This is a genomic window from Lactiplantibacillus dongliensis (assembly GCF_005405105.1).
Taxonomy (GTDB): Bacteria; Bacillota; Bacilli; order Lactobacillales; family Lactobacillaceae; genus Lactiplantibacillus; species Lactiplantibacillus dongliensis.
In genome coordinates, this window is record NZ_BJDK01000003.1 from 127,248 (window position 1) to 151,843 (window position 24,596).

The following is a 24,596-nucleotide window of genomic DNA, read 5'->3' on the forward strand; positions in this document are numbered from 1 at the left end:
AGGATTATTATGACAGTTACAACAACTACTGATTACCAGACTATTTATCAGCAATTAGAAAAAAGTTTCGATAATCAGTCACTTTTATTTGGTGACCAAATCAATCCTGATTTTGGTCATGATGAAATGGAATCATTCCAACATTTACCAGACATTGTTGTCCGGCCTAAGACAACGCAAGAAGTTGCATTAGTTATGAAGTTGGCTAATCAGCATCAAATACCCGTAACTGCTCGTGGGACTGGGACTGGATTAGTTGGTGGCTGTGTTCCAATGGAAGGCGGAATCCTAATTGATCTATCAGCAATGAATCAGATTTTAGAACTTGACGCTGATAACTTAACCTTAACTACTGAAGCTGGAGCAATGCTAAAAGATGTTGCCACCTATGCTTCAGATCAAGGCTTCTTGTATGCACCTGATCCTGGTGAAAAGACAGCTTCAATTGGTGGCAACATTGCTACCAATGCTGGTGGTATGCGCGCTGTTAAATACGGTGTCACCCGTGAGTCAGTACGTGCCTTGACCGTTGTAACGCCGCAAGGAGACATCCTAAAACTTGGTGGTAAGATTGTTAAGACCAGTTCTGGATTGGACCTGAAGGACCTATTTATCGGCTCTGAAGGCATCCTTGGGATTATCACTGAAGCAACTTTACGTATCCGGCCACTGCCAAAGGCCAATACTAGCTTAATGGTGCCATTTGATGACTTCAAAGCTGCCTTAGGGACCGTACCCAAGATTCTACAATCTGGTATTCAGCCCACTGCTGTGGAGTTCTTTGAAGCTGATTCTGTCAAATGTTGGGAAAACTTTGCGTCACAAGAATTTCCACAATCTGGTGCTGCAGCATACTTGCTCTTAACGTTTGATGAACAGAGTGACGAAATCATTGAAAGCGACTATGAAGCTATTGCAGAATTGTGCTTAGATAACGGTGCTTCTGATGCTTACGTGCTTGATACTGATGAACTAAAAAAAGCAGTATGGTCAGCACGTGATACCTTCCTGGAAGCTATCAAGGCCTCAACCCCTGATATGGACGAAGCGGATGCAGTCGTACCACGTAGCGCAACTGCAGAATTTGTGCAATATACGCATGATTTAGCTAAAAAGGAACAAATTCGTATTCCAGGTTTTGGTCACGTTGGCGACGGCAATTTACACCTCTATATTTGCCAAGATGACTATGACGATACGACCTGGAAAGCAAAATTATCCACGGTCTTCAATGCTTTGTATGCTAAGGCTAGTGCCCTAGATGGTAAAGTGTCTGGGGAACACGGAATTGGTTATGCCAAACGCAACTATTTAAAAAATACAACTTTAGATGCCGATTTAGTTGCTATGCGTGCGGTCAAGACCGCTCTGGATCCTAATCATATTTTGAATCCAGACAAAGTTATTTAAGTGAACCACTTTATAATAATTCCACAAAAGTGCCATTAGGTTACCAGTCTCACTCCTACTAGTAACCTAATGGCATTTTGCTTTGTTAATATAAAGAAGACATGTTTGACTATCTTTTCGATAATCAAACATGCCTCTATAATTAAACCAAATTAATTTCTTTAATCTTTGATTCCAACAGTCAACGGCTCATTTGACTTAATCGATAAACAGCACCAATCAGATTCGCACCATTTTGTAAACGGGCGTTCATAATTTCCGGCGTAACAATTGTTCGAGCAGCTAATGGCGTCACTTGCTTAAGTTGAACAAATTCATGCCGAATCTGTTGGGCTACCAGCGGTTGGGCACTGATACCACCACCAATAATGATTCGCTCTAGATCTAATATTGACTGCATATTAAAGATTACAACTGCCACTTCCTGACAAAACTGCCGAAATATTTTAATAGCAACTTCTTGACGTTCACTAATCGCTCTAAAAACAGCATATCCATCAGTTGGATCAATCAAATTTAATTTTTCACCAATTTGATTAACCATTCCTACTGCTGAAAGGTTTGCAGCCGTACTGGCTGGGGTTATCCCTTCAGTCCGATCAATAAACATAAAACTCGGTTCACCAGCCACAAAATGACTGCCCTGAAATAATCGACCATTAATGAACACTGCTGCACCAACGCCACTACCAAGCACTAAGATCGCACCATTATCAATGCCAGCTAGATTTCCCAGCCATCTTTCAGCCAATGCTGCAGCATCACCATCATTTTCAATCGTAATTGCTAGTCGCGGAAAAAAGGCTTGAATTAAATTAACAAAATTACTACCTTCTAAAAATGGCAATACAGCAGAACTAATAACTTTGCCCGCTTGAGCATCAACTACTCCAGGTAGACTAAAACCCACCCCACTAATTTGATCTTGATGGCGTTGTATCAAGTCTACAACCTGGGCAACAAAAGGCTCTTGACCATGTTTAGCAGTTGGATGACTCCCCTTAATGATGATCTGACCATCAGCTCGAATGAGCGCATATTTTAAAAACGTACCGCCGATATCTATGGCTAAATAGTTTTTGATTGCCAAAATGCAGCTCACTCCTTTATTCTTTCATCACTATTTGCTCATAGAAACAAATTTGTAATTATGGGCAGGGCCAGCTGAATTAGTAATCAATCCTTTAATCTTTTTACTGCGTAAGAAAGCATTTGACTTCTGATACAGAGGGATTGCTACCTGTTCAGTCATTAGAACCTTTTCTGCCTTAACCATATCTTGCCAACGCTTCGTAGGATTAGTTGAATCAATACCATTAATATTAGTAAGTAACTTGTCATATGTTGCATTATTCCAGTTACCGGCATTACCAGAATTGCCCTTATCATAGAGGTTCAAGAACGTTACTGGATCCGAGAAATCCGCACCCCAACCAGAAATAACAACTTGGAAATTACCCTTGCTAGAACGATCAATCCGGGTCTTAGCAGGCACGTTAGACAGTGTCACATTCATCCCATCCAGTTTTTTCCATTGTCCTTGGACATATTCAGCGACTTGCTTAGTCGTATCAGTATCATCTGACAATAGATTCATTGATAACTTCTTGACACCAATCTCAGCCAGACCTTTCTTCCAATACTTTCTAGCTTCAGTTAAATTATAACTAACACTCGTTTTAACAGTTGACTCTTTAGCAAAATCTTCACCGGTTGTTGGATTCTTAGACAGACCTTCAGTTACAAAACCTTTGGGTGCTAATGACCCATCTGCCAAGACCTTATTAACCAACTGCTTTCGATTTAATGCTAACGACAAAGCTTTTCGAATATTTATATTATTATAAGCCTTCCGCAAGGTTGCGTTTTGAGCTTTCATATTCATCTGTAAATAAAGCATAGAAGCATTCTTTTCAAGTACGAAGTCCGAGGCATGCTTCTTATTAGCAACTTGTTGATCAAATAGTTGGGTCTGATCCAACTTGCCCGTTTGATAGAGGTTAAATGAGGTCGTTGGACTCTTAACAACTTGGAAACCAACCGAACTGAGTTTAACATGCTTTTTATCCCAATAATTTTGATTCTTAACTAACTTCCAGGTATTGTTAGTCCCATTCCACCCTTTTAGAACAAAAGGTCCGTTAGAAGCAATATATTTAGAACTAGTACCATACTTTTTACCAAACTTATCTACCGCTGATTTCTGTTGCGGATAAAAGACCGGCATCGCCATTAACAACTTAAAGTAAGAAATAGGATGATCCAAAGTAACAACTACTTTATATTTGCCAACAGCTTTAATCCCTAATGATTGATAATTCTTTTTGTTGTTCATAATTGCATCCGCATTTTGAATACCCGAATACAAATAGGCATATTCAGAAGCAGTCTTAGGATTAATCGTCCGTTGCCAACCATAAACAAAGTCTCGTGCCGTTAATTTTGCCCCGTCGTTCCATTTACCATCGTGCCGCAATGTGAACGTGTAGGTTTTACCATCCTTTGATTCTTGAATCTTCGTTGCTAATTCATTTTCAATCTTACTATCTTTACCTAACTGCAAAAAGCCTTCGCCAGTATTTTCCAATTGTTGCATACTCGTTGTATCCGAAGCATGCGATGGATCCATCGTTGCAATTTCACTAACTACAGATAAATTCATCTTTTGTTGTGCATTACTGTTACTAGTTTTTGTATTATTACCACACGCCACTAGTAAAAACGATGTTGTAGCTAAAGCTGAACCAATTAACCACTGTTTCTTCATAGACCTTTCCTCCCCGAAATGAGCTTAGGTCTATTCTAAAGTTTTGGTTAGAAAATAACAATAACCTTTTAATTTAATTTTAATATTCATTAAAAATAATTAGATTATAACTCATTTGCTAATGAAATCATTGTTAAATAATCAATTTCCATCATCTTGCGCCAATCTGATAATTTTAACCATTCATTTTCTTTATGTGCAATTCCTCTTTGTCCTGGAAATGACGGTCCAAATGCAACAATATTCGGCAAACTACGCGCATAGGTGATACCAGTAGTGGTCACCGGTTTCCCATCAGTTTGCATAACTTGTTCATACGTCCGTTGCATGATTTGAATCATCGGCAAAGTGGGATCTTTATACATTGATGGAAAATCACGTGTAATTGTTAGTATTAACCCAGCTGGTAATTTTGCTTTAATTGCATCTACTAGCTGAGTACGTGTTTCGCTAACAGGATAGCGAACTCGCACATCTACCGCCAAAGTTGTTGCTGTCTTGGTCAAAATACTAAGTGAGAACTGAGTCATACCAGACGCTTGATCTTGATACTCAAAACCAAATGCTTTTCCAGTTGTATCTTGTAAAATCACATTAAGCCAATTAAAGAATTCTCCTGTTTGACCAGCTTGCTTTTTCAAATCAGCCGCAATCTGTTTAATGACATTAACTCCCAAATCAGGCGCATTGCTAGGTGCTTTTTTACCAACATAATTCTTGGTCATCCCATCAGACAAGTTCACCACAGCGGCATCGGGAATATAGCTGCCATTAAAATCGCCGGTAATTGATCGAATATTAGCTAATGATCCATCTGTGATTTCAGCCGTTACTCGGAATCCCAGCATGCCACGCTCTGCATAGACAACCGGATACTTACAATCAGGTGTAAAACCACCAATAGGAGCTTGTTCGGCTTGATTATAAAACGGAATATCAGCACTACCAGACTCTTCATTCGTTCCAAAAATCAGGCGAATGCTGTGCTTTAAATTTAGAGACTGCTCCTTAATTAATTTCAAAGCAAATAATGCACCCATAATCGGTCCTTTATTATCTAATGTACCACGACCATACATATAGTCGTCTTTAATTGTGAGTTTAAATGGATCAGTATCCCAGCCTGTTCCCGCTGCAACTACGTCTAAATGTCCTAATACTGCTATATATTCAGGTGCCTCGCCATATTGGACCCAACCAACACAATTATTAACGCTATGAGTTTCAAATCCCATCTTCTCAGCAATATTCAAAACCGTCGTTAAGACTCGTTTAGGCTCAACACCAAATGGTGCATCTGGTTTAGCTGATCCCTGTACACTAGGAACAGCAATCACCTGCGCTAATATCTTTAGAAAAGTTGGCTCTTGTTGTTTTAATGCTGTTTTAAAATTAAAAACTGACATCCTTTATTTCACCTCTGCTTGAACTCGTGCCAAATAAGCATCTAACCATGCCTGCGTAGCCGGTTTAATCTCCACCTTACCAAGTTCTCCTGGTATCGCAACATAGACTGTTGGTTTTAAATACTCATTCCCAACAGCAAACGAAAACTCAACATTGGTAGCAATTGCATAGTTTCCTTGATTATCCATAGCCACATATGAAAATTCACCAACTTGCCCATTACGTTGGCCCAATTTTTCAATAAACGGATAGACCGTCTGATCAACCGCTGTTTGAACATTAGCACCACGTTCCATAGCTTGAACAATCTCAAAACAAAGTGGACGTTTCATCATATCTTCACCTAACCCAGTCGCCGCTGCACCACCAACTTGGCTATCTACATAAAAACCATTGCCTGCTAGAGGTGAATCACCGACACGACCTGCGTGCTTCATGAACAGCCCTGATGTCGAAGTTCCCACTGCCATTGACCCAGATCGGTCCAATGCCAACATACCAACCGTATCATGGCCATCATACGGCGTTAATCTTCCACCCTGTTTAACCTGGTCAACTTTTTTATCCCAGCGTTTTTTTGCACGCGCTGACAACATACCTTTACGTGGCAATAAATGTTCATCCGCAAATTCTTCTGCACCCGCACCAACTAACACATTATTGACCCGTTGCTGGCTAAGCAAACGACTAAGCTTTATAGGATTGGCAATATTGCGAACACCACCAACGGCACCTAATTGAAAGTTATCGCCGTTCATAAAAGCTGAATCCATTTCAACAATTCCATGTTCGTTAGGTAACCCACCGTATCCAACTGATTTAAAATAAGGGTAATCTTCAATTGTCATAATTGCCTGTTCAACCGCATCGCCAGCGATTCCACCTTGGGCTAAACTTGGCAAAGCAGCTACCACACCGTCCTGTGCCATTCGCCAAGTACCAATCATTGCATATTTCATATCTCATCCTCTAATCTAAATTTAATTTAAAATAATTTTATCATTATTTTCTAATTTAATCCAAAAACATTTATACTTTCACGAAAAAATCATTATCGAATCTTTGAAAGATTCGATAATGATTTAAAAAAACTATTTAATACTATGGCGTTACTCATCATTAAATTAATTACTCCTATTCAATAGTAACGCCATTATCTTTATCAAAGAAATGAGCTTTATTCATTTCAAATGCCATTTCTACATTTTCACCTGGACGATGGAAATCACGCGCATTCACCTGTGCTACAAATTCAGTCGTACCCACTTTAGAGTACAAATTAGATTCAGTTCCTAAAAATTCTGAAACCACAACTTGGGAATTTACAATAGAATCAGTAAATGTATCTATGGCAATTTGTTCCGTGTGAATATCTTCTGGACGAACACCCATCACAACATCCTTGTCTAAATAACCCTGCTGCCGTAGCCCTTTTAACCGGCCTTCTGGTACAACGATATCTAAACCTTTACCATTAGAAACTCGATTATCATGTAGATGAACATCAAAGAAGTTCATGGCTGGGGACCCCATAAAACCAGCTACGAATTTATTAGTTGGCTTATTATACAATTCATCTGGAGTTCCGATTTGTTGCACTTTACCATCGTTCATAATCACAATTCGATCAGCCATCGTCATCGCTTCAACTTGATCATGCGTAACATAAATCATATTGGTCTCTAGCCGTTGATGTAATTGCGCAATTTGAGTACGCATCTCTACCCGTAATTTGGCATCCAAGTTAGATAATGGTTCGTCTAATAAAAACAAACTAGCATCTCTAACAATCGCTCGTCCTAAAGCGACACGTTGGCGCTGACCACCGGATAAAGCACCTGGCTTTCTAGTTAAGTAGTCACTCAATCCCAAAATTTCAGCTGCATCGTCAACGCGCTTTTTAATTTCAGTATGTGGTACTTTTCGAATTTTCAACCCAAATCCCATATTATCTGCGACTGTCATTTGTGGATACAACGCATAATTTTGAAAGACCATCGCAATATCGCGATCCTTAGGTTGAACTTCATTAACTTGTTGCCCGTTCATAAATAAATTACCCTTTGAAATAGTCTCCAAACCAGCGACCATTCTTAAGGTTGTAGACTTACCACAACCTGATGGGCCAACAAAAACAACAAATTCATTATCTTTCATTTCCATATCAAAATCAGTTACTGAATAATCATCATTACCAGCATATTTTTTATAAATATGGTCTAATTTAATTTTTACCATAATTTGCTCACCCTTTTAGTCAGCAAAAATCATTTTGATAGCAACCTAATCTGAAGATTCACGAGTAATCACTTTATACGGCACATGACGGATTAGAACATGGTCCAGCGTTGGCTTGTCAATTAGTTCCATAACCAATTTGCCTGCTTCCTGACCGAATTGATAAGGTTGTTGACTCACTGTTGATAAAGATGGGGTCACATATTCGCCAAGCTCAATGCCATCAAATCCCATTACAGCAATATCCTCAGGAATACGTTTATTAAGTTCTTGGGCAGCTTTAATGACACCTAAAGCCATTAAATCACTCGCACAGAAAAAAGCATCAATTGTTGAATCTTGTTCAATAACTTGCTTCGCCATTAGTCTAGCGATTTGTTCATCATAATTGGCGTACTGAATTAAACTAGAATTAGGGGGTAACTCTGCTGCTTCGAGCGCCTCATGATAACCTTGTTCCCGCCACACACTAACGGTAGCGTTATAACTACCATTCATCATATCGATATTTTTTCGTCCAGACTTAATTAAACTACTAACGGCGTCTTTAGCTGCCGCCACATTATCAGTTGATACTGAGCCTACATACGGATTATCAACGTACATATCAATTAGGACCGTTGGAATCTTTGTTGTTTTTAGTTGCTCGTAATACGGATCTGTCACGTGTAATCCTTGTAAAATTACACCACTAACATTCCGTTCACTACAAAACTGTTCAAATGATTTTTGCTTCTGTTTTTGTGTTGTCACTGCGTAAAAAGCAAATTCAATACCTTTCGATTGTGTATAATCATACACACCATTCAAAATTGACATTGGCATTGTCGTTTTCGGTGTATAGACCAAATCATTAAAAATTAAAGCAATGGTCTTTTGCCGTTTGGATGATAGTGTCCTTGCTGCTAAATTAGGTGAATAACCCACATCTTTGGCTATTTTAAATATCCTTTTCCTGGTACTTTCACTGATATCGGGATAGCCATTAAAAACTCGAGAAACTGTGCCAATTGAGACACCTGCCTGTTTAGCAACGTCCTTAATAGTAACCGCTTTCACAAAGACACCTTCTTATTATTTTTACCTTACTTCTCACCATCCATTCGTACACCTTGTAAGAAGTAACCATTGAATACAATATACAAGATAATAATTGGAATGATTGAAATAATACTTGCCGCCATGGAATGATCCCAGCGAACACCAGATTGTTGATTTGTAAATGTCTGTAAACCTAATGTTAAAGTATACTTCTTTGGTGTTGAGATATAAAGCATTGGTTGCATGAAGTTGTTCCAAAATCCCATGAAAACAAAGATAGCTTGCGTTGCAATTGATGGCCGAGCTAACGGCATTACAATTCGGAAAAACGTTGAAATTCTTCCCAAACCATCTATTTGGGCAGCTTCTTCAACATCGGCTGGGAATGAGAGGAAAAACTGTCTCATCATAAATATATTACCAATGTTAATTGCCGCTGGCAGAATCAAAGACTTAAAGCTATCCAGCATACCTAAATTCATTAAAATAAGATAATTAGGAATTAATAACACTTGGGCTGGTACCATCATTAAGGCTAAAAAGCCATAATAGATTCTTTGCCGCCCTGGGAAATTTAGTCGAGCAAGTGCATAACCAGCCATCGTATTCAAGAAAAGGTTCACAATCGTCCCAATCAAAGAAACAATGACCGAGTTCATAAACCAACTCGTAAATAGTGATGACGTCCCTGTAATATACTTGTAACTGTCAAGCGTAAAATGCTGTGGTAATAATCCAGGATTACCACTAACGATTTCTTTTAAAGGCTTGAAAGACGCTGCCAAGGCCCACAAGAACGGATAAAGCGTAATCACCGCGTATAGGATCAAAACGGCATATAGAATAACCTTTAAAATTTTAGACTTTTCTTTCATTTTGATAACCTCCTATCGCAAGCCTTCACTACCATTTAATCGTTCAGTTAACCTTGAAACAACGAAGATAATAATGGTCAAGACAACTGCCAAAGCACAAGCATATCCCATAGTATTCATCGATCCAAATGCATATTGATAAACCATTAAAGCGATTGTCAACGTTGAATTATCTGGACCACCCGATCCGTTTGAGAAGATATAAGCTTGATCAAACATCTGGAAAGTTCCGATAATACCAGTTAACAAGACATAGGTTGTAATTGGGCGCAAATATGGAATCGTAATGTAACGTAATTTTTGCCATGCCGAAGCACCATCAATTTCTGCGGCTTCATAGAACGACTCTGGCAGATCAACCAACGACGCGAGATAAACCGTCATGTAATTGGGCACCGTTGACCAAATATTCATGACCATAATGACCTTTAAAGAATATGCCGGATTTTGCAGAAAGTTAACTGGATGTTGGTAAAGCCCCATAGAAATCAAGAAATTGTTTAATGGTCCAGTAACATTAAAAATAAACATAAAGATTAAGGTTAACGCAGCACTAGAAGTTAGTGTTGGCAAGAAATAGACTAATCGGAATAGTTTCTTACCCTTAATCCCACGGGTACTAAGTGCATAGGCAATCAGTAATGCAATAATCGTTTGCATGGGCACGACGATTGCTGAAAAAATAGCTGTGTTTTTAAGTGCCGTCATCGCAACATCATCTTGAAAAACATCAATATAGTTTTTCAATCCTGAAAATTCAAACTGTTGCGAGATCATATTGACATGGTTAAACGACATAAATAGTGCAAATACAATGGCTGCAATAAAGAAAACAGCCGCAATAACAAAGGCAGGGGCTAAGAATATATAAGCTTGCCAAATTTGACCGTGCTTCCCATTGAGTCCACGAGCTGGCTTAGGTGACTTCTTTTGCATTTCCATATAATTCACCTTTCTTCGAAACAATAGGACTGCGTTAACAGTCCTATTGTTCTAACAATTATTAATGTGCTTTTTCAATTGCAGCATTTGCTTGCTTATCAGCTGATGTCATTGCTGCTTTCATTGATTCTTTACCTTCTAAAGCTTTAGCAACAAAGTTTTGATAAGATGTATTAACAGTAGTTAAAGTTGTCCCATCTTGCCAAACAGTTGAATAATTAGTTGCATTTAACCAAGTCTTCATATTTGAATCCTTAGTTAAATTAACGTCCTTAGCAACATCTGAGCGACTAGGCATTGTCCCAGTAGATTTAACCCACTTCGACATACCTTCCTTACTAGTTGCATAAGCAATCCAAGCACTTGCCAATGGTTTCACTTTACTTGCAGCATACTCGCCCCAGCCAACAGTGAAGATCATCCCACGACGCTTGCCCTCATAACTAGGCATTGGTAAAACTTCAAAATCAGTCTTATATTGTTTCTTTTGAACGTTGTAAGTCCAATTTCCTTCCTCGGTAAGCGCAACCTTACCAGTCCCGAAAGCCGTTCCGTTGTCTCCCGAGCCTAATTCTTTTGCAGTTGCAACAGCACCAGTTTTAACTAAGTTTTGATATAACTTCATGTTATCAAGCACTTTGGAACTAGCTAAGTTAGCCTTACCATCGTTCGTTAATGGTTGACCGCCATTAGTAGCCATAATTGTATAATTCCGAGCCATATCTTGATCATATGTCATTGCTTTAACTTTGTTTTTTCCATAGGCTTTATCCAGCTTAGCTTGGAACCCTGGCAACCATTTAATTAAACCATTATAACTTTGTGGAATACTTGAAACCTTAACACCAGTCTTCTTCATAATCTTTTTATTTACTAGTAGACCTAAAGTCGAGTTATCTTTTGGAACCCCATAAAGGCCACCTTTAGTTTCAAAAGCCTTAATTAAATTAGGATAGAATTTGGATGATTGCATTTGCTTTTTATCAAGCTTAGCTAGTACCCCTTGCTTCTTAAACCATGGATACATGGAAGAATCCATATAGAAGACATCTGGAGCTGTATGCCCAGATAAATCTGCTTGAATTTGCGTATTAAAGTTGGTATATACTTTGGTTTGTACCTTGGCACCGGTTTTCTTTTCAAAACCCTTAATAATTTTATTAATACCTTCACGTTCTTGGTCACTACCATACCAAATACCAACTTTAACTGTTTGCCCTTTAAAATTGGTGGTCTTAGTACTTGATGACGACTTACTGCTACCACAAGCGGCCAACAACCCTACTGAAAGTGCCAAAACTGACGTTACGCCTAAACCTTTAATCCATTTTTTCATAATAATGTCCCCTCCATATTAGCTAAAGAAATGGTTACGCTTTCATTTTGTGCTAATTGATAAGTTTGATTCTGACTATTAAAACTAATTGGTCTCGTTGCATCGATCGTTGAGACTGTAAATTCATTTGCTTGAATCTCGATATGAACCTTTTGTTGTTGCCAATAAATATCAAAACTCAATTGCGACCAATTAGCTGGCAAATGTGGTTCAATCCGTAATTGATCACCTAGTAACCGTACCCCACCAAATCCAAAAACAGTTGCATTCCAAATACCACCTAATGACGCTGAATGTGTGCCATCGTCTGATGACTGCATATCTGGTCCTAAATCAATCTGACAAGCACGTTGGAAAAATTCATAAGCTGTTTGTTGCATACCCAAATCTGCTGCTAAAATCGCATGTGTTGAAAGCGATAGCGATGAATCATGCGTGGTTTTAGGTTCGTAATAATCCCAGTTCAATCGTTTCTCTTGTGCGTCAAATTTTTGTTCAAACAAATATAATAGCAGTAGTACATCGGCTTGCTTCGTCACTTGTAATTGATTAACTTGGTCCAAATTATAATCATCGAAAATACCACCAACATGTTCCGCATTACGATACTTCGACAAATCAATAGTCTTCTTTGATAAATACGTATCATCTTGTGGAATAATACCTTGTGCGTTTGGCTTTAAAAGATAAACTTTATCAACACAGGCAATCCATTTATCATAAGTTGTTTTCAAATTCAACTTTTGATCTAGTTCGTGATACTTATCTGGATGATTAGCTTTTAAATCATCCGTAATTTGGATTGCCGTTTGAATTGTCCATTGTGCCGTATAATTCGTAAATGAGTTATTATTCGCATGTTCTTTGTACTCATCCGGACCAATGACATCATGAATTTCATACTGATCAGCGGTTGAATTGTATTCAAGTCGACTCTGCCAAAATTTAGCTGTATCCAAAATTATTTCATTAACTTTATCTAAGGCAAATTGTTGATCACCGGTAGCATGAATGTATTCCAACGCACCAAAAGCCACATCACTAGTTATATGCTGTTCAATAAATCCAGACCAAATCTTCATTGCTTTTCCAGTGACAATATCAGCAGCACCCCAAACCGGTGTTGACTCACCATCTGATGGCCAAGCCGCTTCCCATGGAAATTGGGCTCCCTCATACTGATTATCACTAGCTTTACGATGTGCCCCCGCGAGACCAAGGTAACGATATTCAATCAGTTTCTTGGCAACTATTGGTTTTGTGAAAATATAATAAGGAAGCATAAAGATTTCAGTGTCCCAAAATGCATGGCCTTTATAGCCTTCACCAGTTAGTCCTTTAGCCGCAATATTCATTCGATTGTCATGTTCAGGCGTTGAAATCGCTAGTTGATAGCGTGCAAAATTAATGGCAACTTGATCGTTTGAATCTGACGACTTAATAGCGACCTTGCCGTACTTCCAGACACGTTCCTGCCAAGCTGCTTCGGAATGACTTAAAAGTGTTTCAAAAGATTGCTCACTGCTAGTCTTCAACTCCCGCAACCCAAATTGTTGTAAGTCCTCAAGCTGTTGACCATCATAGTCACGATCACGGTCAGTCACAATCGTGTTATATTTGACCATTACTAACGACTCAGTTTGTTCTAATTCTGCTTGATATTTACAAAAGATTTGTCGCCGGCCTAGTTCCATTTGTTGTTTCATCTGAACAGGATTTGATAATTCATCAAAAAAGTTATGACAAGTCGAAAAAGCAAAATTAATATTTGATTCACCAGTTTTAGTCAATAACTGCATATAATGATCATCAAACAACCGCTTAGCGCCCTCAACCAGATGCTGAGTTCCGCTATTGGTTTGTTGCCCATCGATACCAGACTTTATTTTAACAATTATTTTAGTAGTGAGTGCTGTTACCGTTACTCTTGAAACAACCAAGTGTAAGTTATCCATCGAAACAAAGCGTTCAAATTTAAATTGATAACTCTGATCGTCGATCGTCCATTTGAATGTCCGAGTTAATAAGCCATTTTTCAAATTGATTTGTCGTTGATAGTCACTAACCTCGCCCTGATTTAGATTTAATTGATGACCATTAACTTCAATTTGCATCCCAACGACATCTGGTAAATTAGGTAACTCAGCAACCTCATCTGCAAAAGAATCAAAGCTGCCAGCGATAAACATATCCCGACGTTCACCCACATACCGTTCCTCAGTTGTGGCACGAATCCCCATATACCCATTTCCTGAACACATCAAGGCTTCTGCCTTACCAAGCTGTCGGGTATTTAATTTATTCTCAGTAAGTAACCATTGATTCTTCGGATCAGTTTTAACTCCAAGTTGCATACTAACGTGCTCCCCTCAGTTTCTATAAAAGTAGCGATTGGAACGGTGCAATACAATTCCAGCGCCAGCTAAATAAATTCCTATTTGTAACGTAATTTGTAATTTCAAAATAATTGCTAGCATTAAAAATGGCAATAAATACCATAAATACCACTTATATATTTGACGAATATCATTGCGATCACGATGCTTGTAGACAATAACAACTGCATAGATGACTGTTATGAGTAGCATCGTGAGCAAGCCCCCGGTGTTAATTGAAGTTAATGGTAATTTCATTGCAACTCACTTCTCCATCCTTAGCATGTCCTTCTCTAGTACGACCTCACTATTACCAAAGTAATCATGCAACATCCGCCCTTTAAAGAAACATAGCGTGATACTGAGAATACCGAAAATCCAGCCAACAAATGGTAAGAAATAAATTGCTTTAGTCACTTCTCTGATTCCAGCAATCAGTGCTTTATCCGGTAGTTCATCATTCACTAACACATATTCACGGGCAATCTTCTTTCCAAGCGTTTGCCCATGATTGCTGGTAATTAAAACAATGTTATAAACCACAAACCCCAACTGACCAATAATATCGGCAGTTCGAAAATTAGCCTTTAAAAATAGAATTGCTAGAATAACCGTTGGGACATATACCACAATGACATCAATTAGGCCGGCTAAAATACGTAACTGCACGTATTTATTTCTCATGTAACTGCCCCCTTCTTAGCTTCTACAAAAACGTTTTTGTTAACAATGTGAATATACCGCTTATTGCAGAATTTTGCAAGCGCTTACAGTTATTTTAATTTTAAATTCTTTGCATTCTTAAAGTTCGCTTATTAAATGAATTACTAAAAAAGATAATTCTCTACGAATTATCCCTTACATGACCTTACTATTCTAACTAACCCATAGCTTTAGCAATATTACCCAAATTCAATTTAGTCGTATCAACAAAATTGATATCAGCTGACGCTAAGACCTTAGGATCACCGATACCAATCGACACTTCTCCAGCACTATTTATCGCCTGCACTCCGGCCGCCGCGTCTTCTACACCAATACATTGACTTGGATCTAGATCTAGCAGTTCTGCTCCTCTGCGAAAGATTTCAGGGTCGGGCTTACCCTTTTTCAGGGTTGCTGGGTCAACAGACTTGGAGAAGAAGTGCCCTAATCCTAAGTGCTTCAATACTAGTGGTGAATTTTTGGACGCTGACGCTAAAGATAACAAATAACCTTTATCACTCAAATCTATTAAGAAATCTTCTACTCCTGGCAAGATATTAGCCGGCGTCATCTGATTAACAAGTTTTAAATAATTATCATTCTTCTCAGTAGCAAGTTGGACTTTTTCGTCATCTGAAAAATCATTTTCTCTATTATCCCGTTTTAAAATTAAGTTCAATGAATCCATCCGACTAATTCCCTTTAGGGCATCTGCTAATTCAGCATCCCAATTAACACCTACCTTATCAGCCACCTGGTGCCAAGCCTGACTATGAAACGTTGATGTATCAGTAATCACACCATCTAAATCAAAAACAAATCCTTTAATATCTGAAAATTTAACCATTGTTTTTTCTCCTCTACATTAGTTAATATTTTTTGTTTTTCCATTAATGACAACTGTTAACGGCTGACCTTCAATTAAAACAACTTTGATCTCCCTAAAATGTAATTGTATTTCTAACAACCGTTTTTGAAATCTGATTCGATAAACCAACTCATCGATTTTTTCAGGTAGCTGATTGCTCAAATGTAATTTACCGTCACTAACATATAATCCAGAAAAACCATATGTTAACCCTAACCAGCTACCACCTAAATTAGCTTCATGCAAACCATCCTTAGCATTACCTTGTAAATCGACCAAATCCATCAACGCTGTATCCATATAGTAATCATATGCTTTATCAGTCAACCGAAGACGACTGGCCAAGATACTAAAAATTGAACGTGATAAAGATGAATCGTGCGTGGTGATTTTTTCATAATAGTCAAAATCACGTTGTAATTGAGCTTGCTCCTGATCATTTGGAAAGAGCATCTCGGCTAAAAGTGTATCGGCTTGTTTATTGACCCTATGCCGATAGATCATTAACGGATGATAATTCAATAGCAACGGATACTTAGTCGCTGGTGTCGTTTCGAATGGCCAAGTTGGCATCGCCGGCGACTCATCATCTTGCTCAGTAATCATTAGTTGCTGGTCATATGGAAGATACATATTATTTGCAGCCTCTTCAAATAAAGCGTTTTCTTTTTGGCTAGCTGTTAAATACCCATGCTTAATTAACCAAGCAGCAAAGGCTAGGTTCTCTTTAGCCAAGCGGTTCGTATAATAATTATTATCTACCAAGGCCGTATATTCATCTGGTCCAGTCACTTTATATAGACAAAACTTTTGATGACCATCACGAAGGCTCCAACTACCATAAGCTAACCAAAAACGCGCCGTCTCTAACACAACAAGGGCACCTTTTTGTTGTAAAAAGTCTTCATCACCCGTCACATCAAAATACAATTTTATAGCATGCGCAATATCAGCATTAATATGATATTGTGCGGTTCCGGCAGGATAGTAGGCACTGGCTTCTTCACCATTGATTGTTCGCCAAGCAAATAGTGCACCGGCAGTCACACCTAGTTCGCGAGCTCGTTTACGTGCTTGTGGTAAAACACGATAACGATAGCTTAGTAACTGCTTAGCAATTTGGGGTTGCGTATAGATAAAGAATGGTAGCATATACATCTCAGTATCCCAGAAATAATGACCTTCATAGCCTGGACCAGTAATACCCTTAGCAGCAATATTAGCCAAACCATTTTTACCGGCTGACTGGTATAGCTGGAACAAATTGTATTGGATGCCTTTTTGTAATTTAGTATCATCAATTTTAATTTGAGCTGTCTGCCAAAATTCCTTTAGAATGGCCGTATTAGTCAACACAAAGTCATATTGTTTTGAAATTTCATTAAGTCCATTATCAATTTCACTAATTTGTCTAACAAATTCAAACGTCACCGTCTGCCCAATTTCAATTTGGCCATGACCACTAAACCCATTCTTAGTTTCGGCTTCTTTAAAATTCTTAGGTAGCTCGACCACCGCATCACGCTCTGCAATAGTCTGATTAGTTGTACCTGTTGTTAAATTCCAACTTATTGTACCTTTATCCAAACTCATGTTAGTCGTTTTTAGTTGCGCTTTTCGTAGGGCAATCCGCGGATCATCATCACTATTTGCACCATCTTCAGTGGTTACAAATAATGGTCGATTAAACCGCAATTCCCCTTCATAGTTAAGCGAAGTTAGCTGATAACTTAGCTTAATCTGATGTAATCCATCAAGAGAGACTATTGAGACTACTGCTAACCGGAATTTTTCTTGCTCAACTGTTGTAATATCATAAAGTTCTCGCAACTCTCCTGTTTCAAAATCTAGCTCGGTTTGCGCTAACGTCACCGACCAGTCACCGTCTTTAGCCGAACTACTTTTACTAGTTGCTAGATCAAAATTACGTGGACTTGCTAAGGAAACAATTGTCTGATGTTCCTTAGCATAGCCATATGCCGATTCCCCATAAACGATAGGATTTGTTTCAAAAAAGCCATTGACTAGCATGACTGGTAGCTTATTAGCTCGACTACCTGTAAACGGAATTGAGTCTCGAACCCCAAAATGACCATCACCGATAGCAAAAATTGTTTCTAAATATTGCCGTTCTTTTGTTGCGACATCTGCTAACGTTAGGGTATGTTTTTCCATTATCTTCCCACCTCGCATGACACTGTTTTATAATTGAATAAACCAATTGCATGTGTAGTATAGCATTTTACGAAAACGTTTTCATTAACTTGACCATTATTTTATTAATTACCGCGTAGTGCTAGGTTTGTAATAATCCAAAAAATTAAATAGCGAACTCGGGTCTAAAGCATGCAAAAAGCCCGCATTTGCGGTAACTTCTAAGGCATCTAAACCAAGAAAGAAGAATCGTAAATGCTAGGCCTCCCTAAAGTTATCGCAAAATTCAATCCAATTCAAATTTCTGTCATGAAATCCGTGTCAATTATCAAACATTTCTATGAAAAGCTAACGAAAGAGTTCCGGTATCGTTGTAATTATCGTGAGCTTAAGGTTAGTGATCTTATCATTTTGGCTTGTATGTTGACTCGAATTGATTTGTACGAATCCAGTGAATCGCATTTCCATCAAATGTTAGTGGCTTCAGGAATCGTTATCCCAGAAAGAAGTCGCTACAATCGGCGCTGTTGTCAATTGAAGGGTGCAGAAAAGCTAATTCGACTTTGGATGTTGAATGAATTTGTACATTAGCCAGCTTATGAAATCATTGATAGTGCGCCAATTACTTTAGTTTCAGCGCGGCACAGCAATCAAGCAAAAGGCTTGCGAAATATTGTCAATAAAGGCTATAACGCCACCAAACAGACTTATTATTATGGATTCAAATTACACGCCGTCTTGACTAACGGTGGTTACTTTGTTAATTGGGAATTAACATCGACTTCCATAGACGACCATAAGGCAGCCGTTGAATTATTAAATAAGAGTCCCACCAAATATGTTCTAGCAGATGGCGGTTATTTAAGCCGACCATTGCAAAAATTTCTAAAACAGACCTATGGCATTCATCTTTGGTTTCCATTGTGTAAAATATGCGACCAAATGATCGAACTAACCCGGCATTCTTAAAGAGCCAACGACGACATATTGAAACAGCTTTTAACAATTTGAATACTGTTGGTCACTTTGAGCACCCAGGAACTGATACAATGAGTGACTTGGATAGCCGTCTATCAACGATCTTTCTTTGGAACACGATCAAAACTCATGAGCAATTACAGCAAGGAAACGGTGGACTTAGAATCAATGATTGAGTGAATTAACCTAGCACAACGCGTTACATTAATGAATAAATGGCAATTTATCCAACGTAAGATAAATCACCATTTACTTTTCACTATATTAATGTTAATAAATCAGCTGGACTTTTTAGCACATACTTAGCAAATTCAAATTTAGTCCCAGGTAAAGCTCCCCAGGAGGCAGCTGCAAAATCTATACCAGCTTCATATGCGGCTTGCATATCATACATACTATCACCAACATACAAAGTTGATTTTTTACGCAAATCATGATGATGAATAGTAAACAATAGAGGATCTCCACTCGGCTTAGGCTTCTCAGTATCATCTGAAGTAGTTATAATCTTTAAATCAGCAATTTCTGGGAACAATTTTGTCTCGTCAAAAAATTGTTTCTTGTTTTTTGACGTCACCACTCCAATTTTAATTTTTTCTTGTATTAATTTTTCTAATAATTCTTTAATTCCTGTAAAATAACTTAGCTTATACATATTCTTTGAAAAATCAACACTGTACCGTTCTAAGACTCTTTGCCAATTTTCGACTCCAAATCTCTTCAAAATCTCATCACCAGGCATACCAATTAAACTTCTAAATCTAGAGACCGGTATATCTATTCCTTCTTTTAGAGTACTTTTTTGCAAGGTTTCAGCAATCAGAAAAGCTGAATTAACTAACGTATTATCAATATCAAATAAAACATTTGTATATGCCATTAAATAATCTCCTCATTCTTCATACTAGTTTCCTAAAAAAGGTGCTAGAACCAATGGGCCCCAGCACCTTATTAAGGAGGTTTGTAATTCAATTATTTCTTAATATGTCATCGTAAAAGTTTAAATATTAACTAGTCGGCTAAATCTGGATCGTCTGGATTTGAAGCAATAACAACCTTTAATTCCTTACCAGCCATCATCGCATCAAAGGCATCACGCCAATGTTCGAGGTCAAAGACCTTAGTAATCATCGCGTCTTGGTTGATTGCACCTTTGCTTTCAAGGTGTAACGCAATTGGCCAGTCGTATGGGTTTTGTGAACGTGAACCACGATAAGTGATTTCATGCTGGATAATTGAACGTTCGTCCAATTCGTTCATTGGCTTTGCAAAGAGGCCGACTTGTTGGAAAGTCCCACCCTTACGGATTAATGGTAAGGCCGCGTTAACTGCTGGTGTCGCACCAGAACAGTCATAGACCTTAGTTACACCAACACCATCAGTAGCGTCCATGATAATCTTAGCCAAATCTTGAGTTTGGGTATCGATGATTAAGTCTGCACCTAATTCTTTAGCAATTTGGAGCCGATCAGCATCTTTAGTAATCCCAGAAACGAAGACTTTAGCCCCGATTTCCTTAGCGATTTGCAATGAGAGCAAGCCCATTGGTCCTGGTCCCATGATTAACAAAGTATCATGCAACGTAAATGGCGTCTTTTGATACATGGCATGGACACATGATGCTAATGGTTCAGACATGGCCGCCATCTTGTAAGAAACATTATCTGGCAAGACGTGAGCACTTTCTTCACGGGTCAAGACGTAGTTAGCCATTGAGCCGTTCGCTTTCGTCCCGATACCAACCCGGTTAGGGCATAAGTTGTATTCTTTATCTTGGCAATAAACACAGGTTTCATCGGTTGCAAAAGTTGTTTCACTAGTAACTCGATCACCGGGCTTCAAATTCTTAACATCAGGTCCAACTTTAACAACTTTACCAGAAAATTCGTGGCCTAAAACCAGCGGAGTCACAGCATTCGCATATTGACCCTTAAAAGTATGAATATCAGTCCCACAAATCCCAGTATATGCTACTTTCAGCAGAACCTTATCCCCAGTAACTTCAGGAATTGGAATTTGTTTCAGTTCCATATTATCGTAACCAGGTTCCGTTTTTACAACCGCTTCCATTGTTTTCGTTGCTACATCATCCATAATCTAATAGCGCCTCCGTTAATATTTATAACTTATTTTTCCCCGTCTTTAATGCCATTCGGGTAGAACATTACTTTGTTATATGATTCAGAACGAGTTGTAATCATATTAAATGCTTCTTGCATCTGATCTAATGTAAACTTATGAGTAATTAAATCATCAATCTTAACTTTGCCAGAATTTACAAAATCAATTGATGTTGTCCATTCTTTACCTGGGAAGGGTGCAGAATAGGAATTCCAAAAACCTTTAAGTGTCAATTCATGTCTAAAGATACTTTCAAATGCTTGTTGATGTAAAGTAACATCAGCATAAGCAATACCAACATATCCAATCTTTCCACGGCGTGCTGTGACAAGCATAGTTTGTTCTTCAGTAATCTTTGAGCCTGCACATTCCATCGAAATATTGACACCACGATTATTAGTAATTCGATTGATTTCTTCTACTAAGTTAACCTTGGCTGAATTAATTACATGGGTACAACCTTCTTCAGTTCCCTTTTTGAGTTTTTCATCATCAATATCAATTCCAATAATATCTTTGACACCGGCAACCTTTAAAAGCCGAACAACTAAGTCACCAACAGTTCCCAAACCGAAGACAGCAACACTATCACCAATTTCAGCATGAATGCCAAACACCGCATGAGCTGCCACAGCCATCGGTTCAATCAGAGCACCTTCTTCATAACTCATGCTACCGATATCGAGGACGTTTTCTGCTGGAACATTAACAAATTGCTCAAATCCACCATCTTCTTGCTGACCTAACATGGAATAATTTTCACACATTTGAAACATACCAACCTTGCAGTAATAACAATGATAACAAGGCATAAATGGTGCAACCGCAACTCGTTCATTTAACGATACATCGTCGACACCAGAACCAAGCTTTACAACTTTGCCAGCAAATTCATGCCCCATAATTGAAGGAAAGCCATACTTCCATCCCGACTTCATCTTATGACTATCAGAGCCACAGGTCCCAGCAGCCATAACTTGAACTTGAACTTGACCAGCTTTAGGATCTTTAATCTCAGTTTCACGAACTTCAAATTTATTTAGATCAGTTAACAATGACGCTTTCATTTAAAAAACCTCTTCTAAGACATATATTTAAATTTAAAAGACAGCATTCCATACATACGCTAATTTCAACAGAATCCAGTTCAAGAAGTTCCCACCCATATCAAGTGATGAAACTTGTGCAGAACCAGCTGGCAATTGAACAACCCCTTGTAACATTGCAGTGTGAACAGTAGCAAAGTCAGTAGCCATTAACAATGCCAAAGTAATTACAATAGCACCAGCAATAACAGAATGAATAATATTACCTTTACGTGAAGCAACAATCAACGATACATAGAATGGAATGGTTGCTAAGTCACCGAAAGGCAATACTCGGTTACCAGGTAAAATAACTGCAATGAATAGTGTAATTGGAACTAACAGCAAACCAGTTGCCAAGGTAGCAGGTGCACCAGTTGAAAGAGCAGCATCCATACCTAAATAGATTTCTCGCCCTTCACCATAGCGTTTAGTCAAGACATCACGAGCTGATTCTGAAATTGGAATTAAACCTTCCATTAGTAACTTAACCATCCGTGGCATTAACATCATTACGGCACCCATGTTAATTCCCATCTTCAAAATTCCGGCAACATCATAGCCACCTAAGGCTGCAATAGCAGCACCAATAATAATACCCATCATCATCGGTTCGCCAAAAATACCGAATTTTCTTTGAATAGTTTCTGAGTCAGCGTGCAAGTTTCTCAAACCAGGCGTCTTAGAAACAACCCATGCAATAGGAATACCAATTAAACCAAAGGCATCACTAGAACCCGTCGGGAAACTAATACCTTCCAAGCCATAGAAATCTTGAACACTATGAGCGGTACGATCGGCAATGATTAAACAGAATGTCATATATAAAATTGCTGAAATAATACTAAACACCCAACTCTTAGTTACGATGTACGCAACAGAACCAGCTGCCACCATGTGCCAATAGTTCCAAATATCGATATCCAAAGTCTTGGTAACTTTTAACATAATCAAAATAAGGTTAACAACTAACAAAATTGGAATCAAAATTGATGATATTGGTTGACCCCATGCACCAGCTGCTGCTGACGGCCAGCCAACATCGACAATTGTTAAATGAAAACCAAAACGCTTAACCATCGCTTTGGCAGCAGGGCCAATATTGGTGGTTAACAAGTTAATAACTAAGTTAATACCAACCATCCCGATACCAATTGTTAACGCTGAACGCAATGCTTTAGCAGGTTTTACTCTAAAAACAAGTGCAATAATAAAAATCATGATTGGGAGCATTACAGATGGTCCCATGTTCAAAATATATTGAACGACATTCCCGACTTGTTGCATCATTATCCCTCCATCAAGCTAATATACGTTAATTTGCTTCATCCTGAATTTTTTTAGCCGTATCAATTACTTCCTTATTAAGCTTATCAACGCCTAAACCAGTTAAGTACCCCATTGCTTTGATTGTTGGGATGCTATAAGTAGTTGGCAATACAGTAGTTGAAATCAGCATATCGGCATCATCTTGCTTTGACTTTGCTTCAGCAATTTTAATTTGCATTAAATTAACATCAATATTATTTTCTTTAAATAATTCTTCTACCTTACTCATTACAACTGTTGATGTTGCAATACCAGCGCCACATGCTACCAAAACATTTACTTTTTTATTCATAATAGAAAACTCCTCTTATTTTTTTATTTACTTAGCAAGTTATGAACTTGTTCCACAGTTGATACTTCTTCTAATTGTTGAACTAACGAATCATCTTGAATAATAGCCATCAATGCTTGCAACATCTCGAGCTGTGCATGTGGCTTATTTAAGCCTAATACGAATGCTAACTTGGCATCTACAGTCTGTTCTGGATCATCCATTCTATTGAACTTTACTGGTGCATCATTCACGACCACTGCTACAAATTCTTTTTTGATCGTATCCGCATCAGTATGTGGAATTGCAACACCACGATGTTCTAGTTGTAATCCAGTTGGAAAAGTTGCCTCACGTTTAATTATCTTCGGTAAAAATTCATCCGTTACAAATCCATTTTCTTTGGCGACTTCATTTACCGAAGTAAAAAGTTCCTCCGTCGTCTTAAATGATGTGTGTAGAAAGATTAGCTGATCTCTTAAATAATCACTTACTTCAACAGTGCTATCAGATGCCAAAATCTTTCACTCCTTTCATGTACGTGTTGTAATCGCTTTCATGACTAAATTGTATCATCTTGCATTTTGTTTGCAAGCGTTTTCTTAAATTTGTTCACAAGTGATTTTCTTCACTATCTAATTTTGCATTGCAATTTAATTTTGCCAATTCAGTCGTATCAATTAATTAGCTATAA

The 24,596-nt window shown here is 38.2% G+C and carries 21 protein-coding genes and 1 pseudogene; 2 read left to right on the forward strand and 20 right to left on the reverse strand.

All coding sequences use genetic code 11. The features are described 5' to 3' along the window. Positions 1-9: 9 nt before the first annotated feature. Complete coding sequence (locus tag FFM80_RS01305; protein WP_137639166.1) at positions 10-1,410, forward strand: FAD-binding oxidoreductase; 1,401 nt, start codon at positions 10-12, stop codon at positions 1,408-1,410. 181 nt (positions 1,411-1,591) lie between these two features. Here the strand turns inward: FFM80_RS01305 and FFM80_RS01310 are convergent, their stop codons facing one another. From FFM80_RS01310 to FFM80_RS01375, 14 genes are all read right to left on the reverse strand, one after another. Next, positions 1,592-2,500: an ROK family protein gene (locus FFM80_RS01310; protein WP_223877270.1), complete on the reverse strand. Its 909-nt coding sequence runs from the start codon at positions 2,498-2,500 to the stop codon at positions 1,592-1,594. A gap of 30 nt (positions 2,501-2,530) precedes the next feature. After that, positions 2,531-4,177, reverse strand: a complete 1,647-nt coding sequence (locus FFM80_RS01315) for a peptide ABC transporter substrate-binding protein (protein ID WP_137639167.1) — start codon at positions 4,175-4,177, stop codon at positions 2,531-2,533. A gap of 104 nt (positions 4,178-4,281) precedes the next feature. Next, positions 4,282-5,583: a Sapep family Mn(2+)-dependent dipeptidase gene (locus FFM80_RS01320; RefSeq protein ID WP_137639168.1), complete on the reverse strand. Its 1,302-nt coding sequence runs from the start codon at positions 5,581-5,583 to the stop codon at positions 4,282-4,284. Between the two features lie 3 nt (positions 5,584-5,586). After that, on the reverse strand, positions 5,587-6,543 hold the full coding sequence (locus FFM80_RS01325) for a glycosylasparaginase (RefSeq protein ID WP_137635138.1): 957 nt from the start codon (positions 6,541-6,543) through the stop codon (positions 5,587-5,589). A 175-nt stretch (positions 6,544-6,718) separates the two neighbouring features. Next, positions 6,719-7,822: an ABC transporter ATP-binding protein gene (locus FFM80_RS01330; RefSeq protein ID WP_137639169.1), complete on the reverse strand. Its 1,104-nt coding sequence runs from the start codon at positions 7,820-7,822 to the stop codon at positions 6,719-6,721. Between the two features lie 45 nt (positions 7,823-7,867). Then, complete coding sequence (locus tag FFM80_RS01335) at positions 7,868-8,881, reverse strand: LacI family DNA-binding transcriptional regulator (RefSeq protein ID WP_137639170.1); 1,014 nt, start codon at positions 8,879-8,881, stop codon at positions 7,868-7,870. Positions 8,882-8,907: 26 nt separating this feature from the next. Further along, on the reverse strand, positions 8,908-9,738 hold the full coding sequence (locus FFM80_RS01340; RefSeq protein WP_137639171.1) for a carbohydrate ABC transporter permease: 831 nt from the start codon (positions 9,736-9,738) through the stop codon (positions 8,908-8,910). 12 nt (positions 9,739-9,750) lie between these two features. Further along, positions 9,751-10,674, reverse strand: coding sequence for a carbohydrate ABC transporter permease (locus FFM80_RS01345; RefSeq protein WP_379853068.1), 924 nt, complete (start codon positions 10,672-10,674; stop codon positions 9,751-9,753). A gap of 67 nt (positions 10,675-10,741) precedes the next feature. Further along, positions 10,742-12,016: a sugar ABC transporter substrate-binding protein gene (locus FFM80_RS01350; protein ID WP_137639173.1), complete on the reverse strand. Its 1,275-nt coding sequence runs from the start codon at positions 12,014-12,016 to the stop codon at positions 10,742-10,744. Then, positions 12,013-14,370 (reverse strand): glycoside hydrolase family 65 protein, encoded by a 2,358-nt coding sequence (locus FFM80_RS01355; protein WP_137639174.1) that lies wholly within the window; start codon positions 14,368-14,370, stop codon positions 12,013-12,015. The genes FFM80_RS01350 and FFM80_RS01355 overlap by 4 nt, the downstream gene beginning before the upstream one ends. Before the next feature lie 15 nt (positions 14,371-14,385). After that, entirely contained in the window at positions 14,386-14,649 is a 264-nt protein-coding gene (locus FFM80_RS01360) for a hypothetical protein (protein WP_137639175.1), read from the reverse strand. Positions 14,650-14,655: 6 nt separating this feature from the next. Beyond that, positions 14,656-15,075 (reverse strand): RDD family protein, encoded by a 420-nt coding sequence (locus FFM80_RS01365; RefSeq protein WP_137639176.1) that lies wholly within the window; start codon positions 15,073-15,075, stop codon positions 14,656-14,658. A 196-nt stretch (positions 15,076-15,271) separates the two neighbouring features. Beyond that, a complete protein-coding gene (gene pgmB, locus FFM80_RS01370; RefSeq protein WP_137639177.1) occupies positions 15,272-15,943 on the reverse strand; it encodes a beta-phosphoglucomutase in 672 nt (223 codons plus the stop codon). An 18-nt stretch (positions 15,944-15,961) separates the two neighbouring features. Continuing rightward, positions 15,962-18,139 (reverse strand): glycoside hydrolase family 65 protein, encoded by a 2,178-nt coding sequence (locus FFM80_RS01375; RefSeq protein ID WP_137639178.1) that lies wholly within the window; start codon positions 18,137-18,139, stop codon positions 15,962-15,964. A 234-nt stretch (positions 18,140-18,373) separates the two neighbouring features. On the opposite strand from FFM80_RS01375, the pseudogene FFM80_RS14835 reads away from it, so the two are divergent. Then, positions 18,374-19,272: pseudogene (locus FFM80_RS14835) on the forward strand (IS982 family transposase). Between the two features lie 83 nt (positions 19,273-19,355). Here FFM80_RS14835 and FFM80_RS01385 read toward each other — a convergent pair. The 6 genes from FFM80_RS01385 to FFM80_RS01410 all read right to left on the reverse strand — a co-directional run bounded on the left by FFM80_RS01385 (position 19,356) and on the right by FFM80_RS01410 (position 24,420). After that, the gene (locus FFM80_RS01385; protein ID WP_137639179.1) at positions 19,356-19,976 is read right to left on the reverse strand and encodes an HAD family hydrolase; all 621 of its coding nucleotides are present in this window, start codon (positions 19,974-19,976) and stop codon (positions 19,356-19,358) included. A 131-nt stretch (positions 19,977-20,107) separates the two neighbouring features. Beyond that, a complete protein-coding gene (locus FFM80_RS01390) occupies positions 20,108-21,166 on the reverse strand; it encodes a zinc-binding dehydrogenase (RefSeq protein ID WP_137639199.1) in 1,059 nt (352 codons plus the stop codon). Positions 21,167-21,222: 56 nt separating this feature from the next. Next, complete coding sequence (locus tag FFM80_RS01395) at positions 21,223-22,284, reverse strand: galactitol-1-phosphate 5-dehydrogenase (RefSeq protein WP_137639180.1); 1,062 nt, start codon at positions 22,282-22,284, stop codon at positions 21,223-21,225. Between the two features lie 33 nt (positions 22,285-22,317). Continuing rightward, a complete protein-coding gene (locus tag FFM80_RS01400; RefSeq protein ID WP_137639181.1) occupies positions 22,318-23,589 on the reverse strand; it encodes a PTS galactitol transporter subunit IIC in 1,272 nt (423 codons plus the stop codon). 28 nt (positions 23,590-23,617) lie between these two features. After that, positions 23,618-23,923 carry a PTS sugar transporter subunit IIB gene (locus tag FFM80_RS01405; RefSeq protein ID WP_137639182.1) on the reverse strand — a complete coding sequence of 102 codons (306 nt, stop codon included), beginning with the start codon at positions 23,921-23,923 and terminating at the stop codon, positions 23,618-23,620. A 23-nt stretch (positions 23,924-23,946) separates the two neighbouring features. Then, positions 23,947-24,420, reverse strand: a complete 474-nt coding sequence (locus tag FFM80_RS01410; RefSeq protein ID WP_137639183.1) for a PTS sugar transporter subunit IIA — start codon at positions 24,418-24,420, stop codon at positions 23,947-23,949. Positions 24,421-24,596 lie beyond the last annotated feature (176 nt).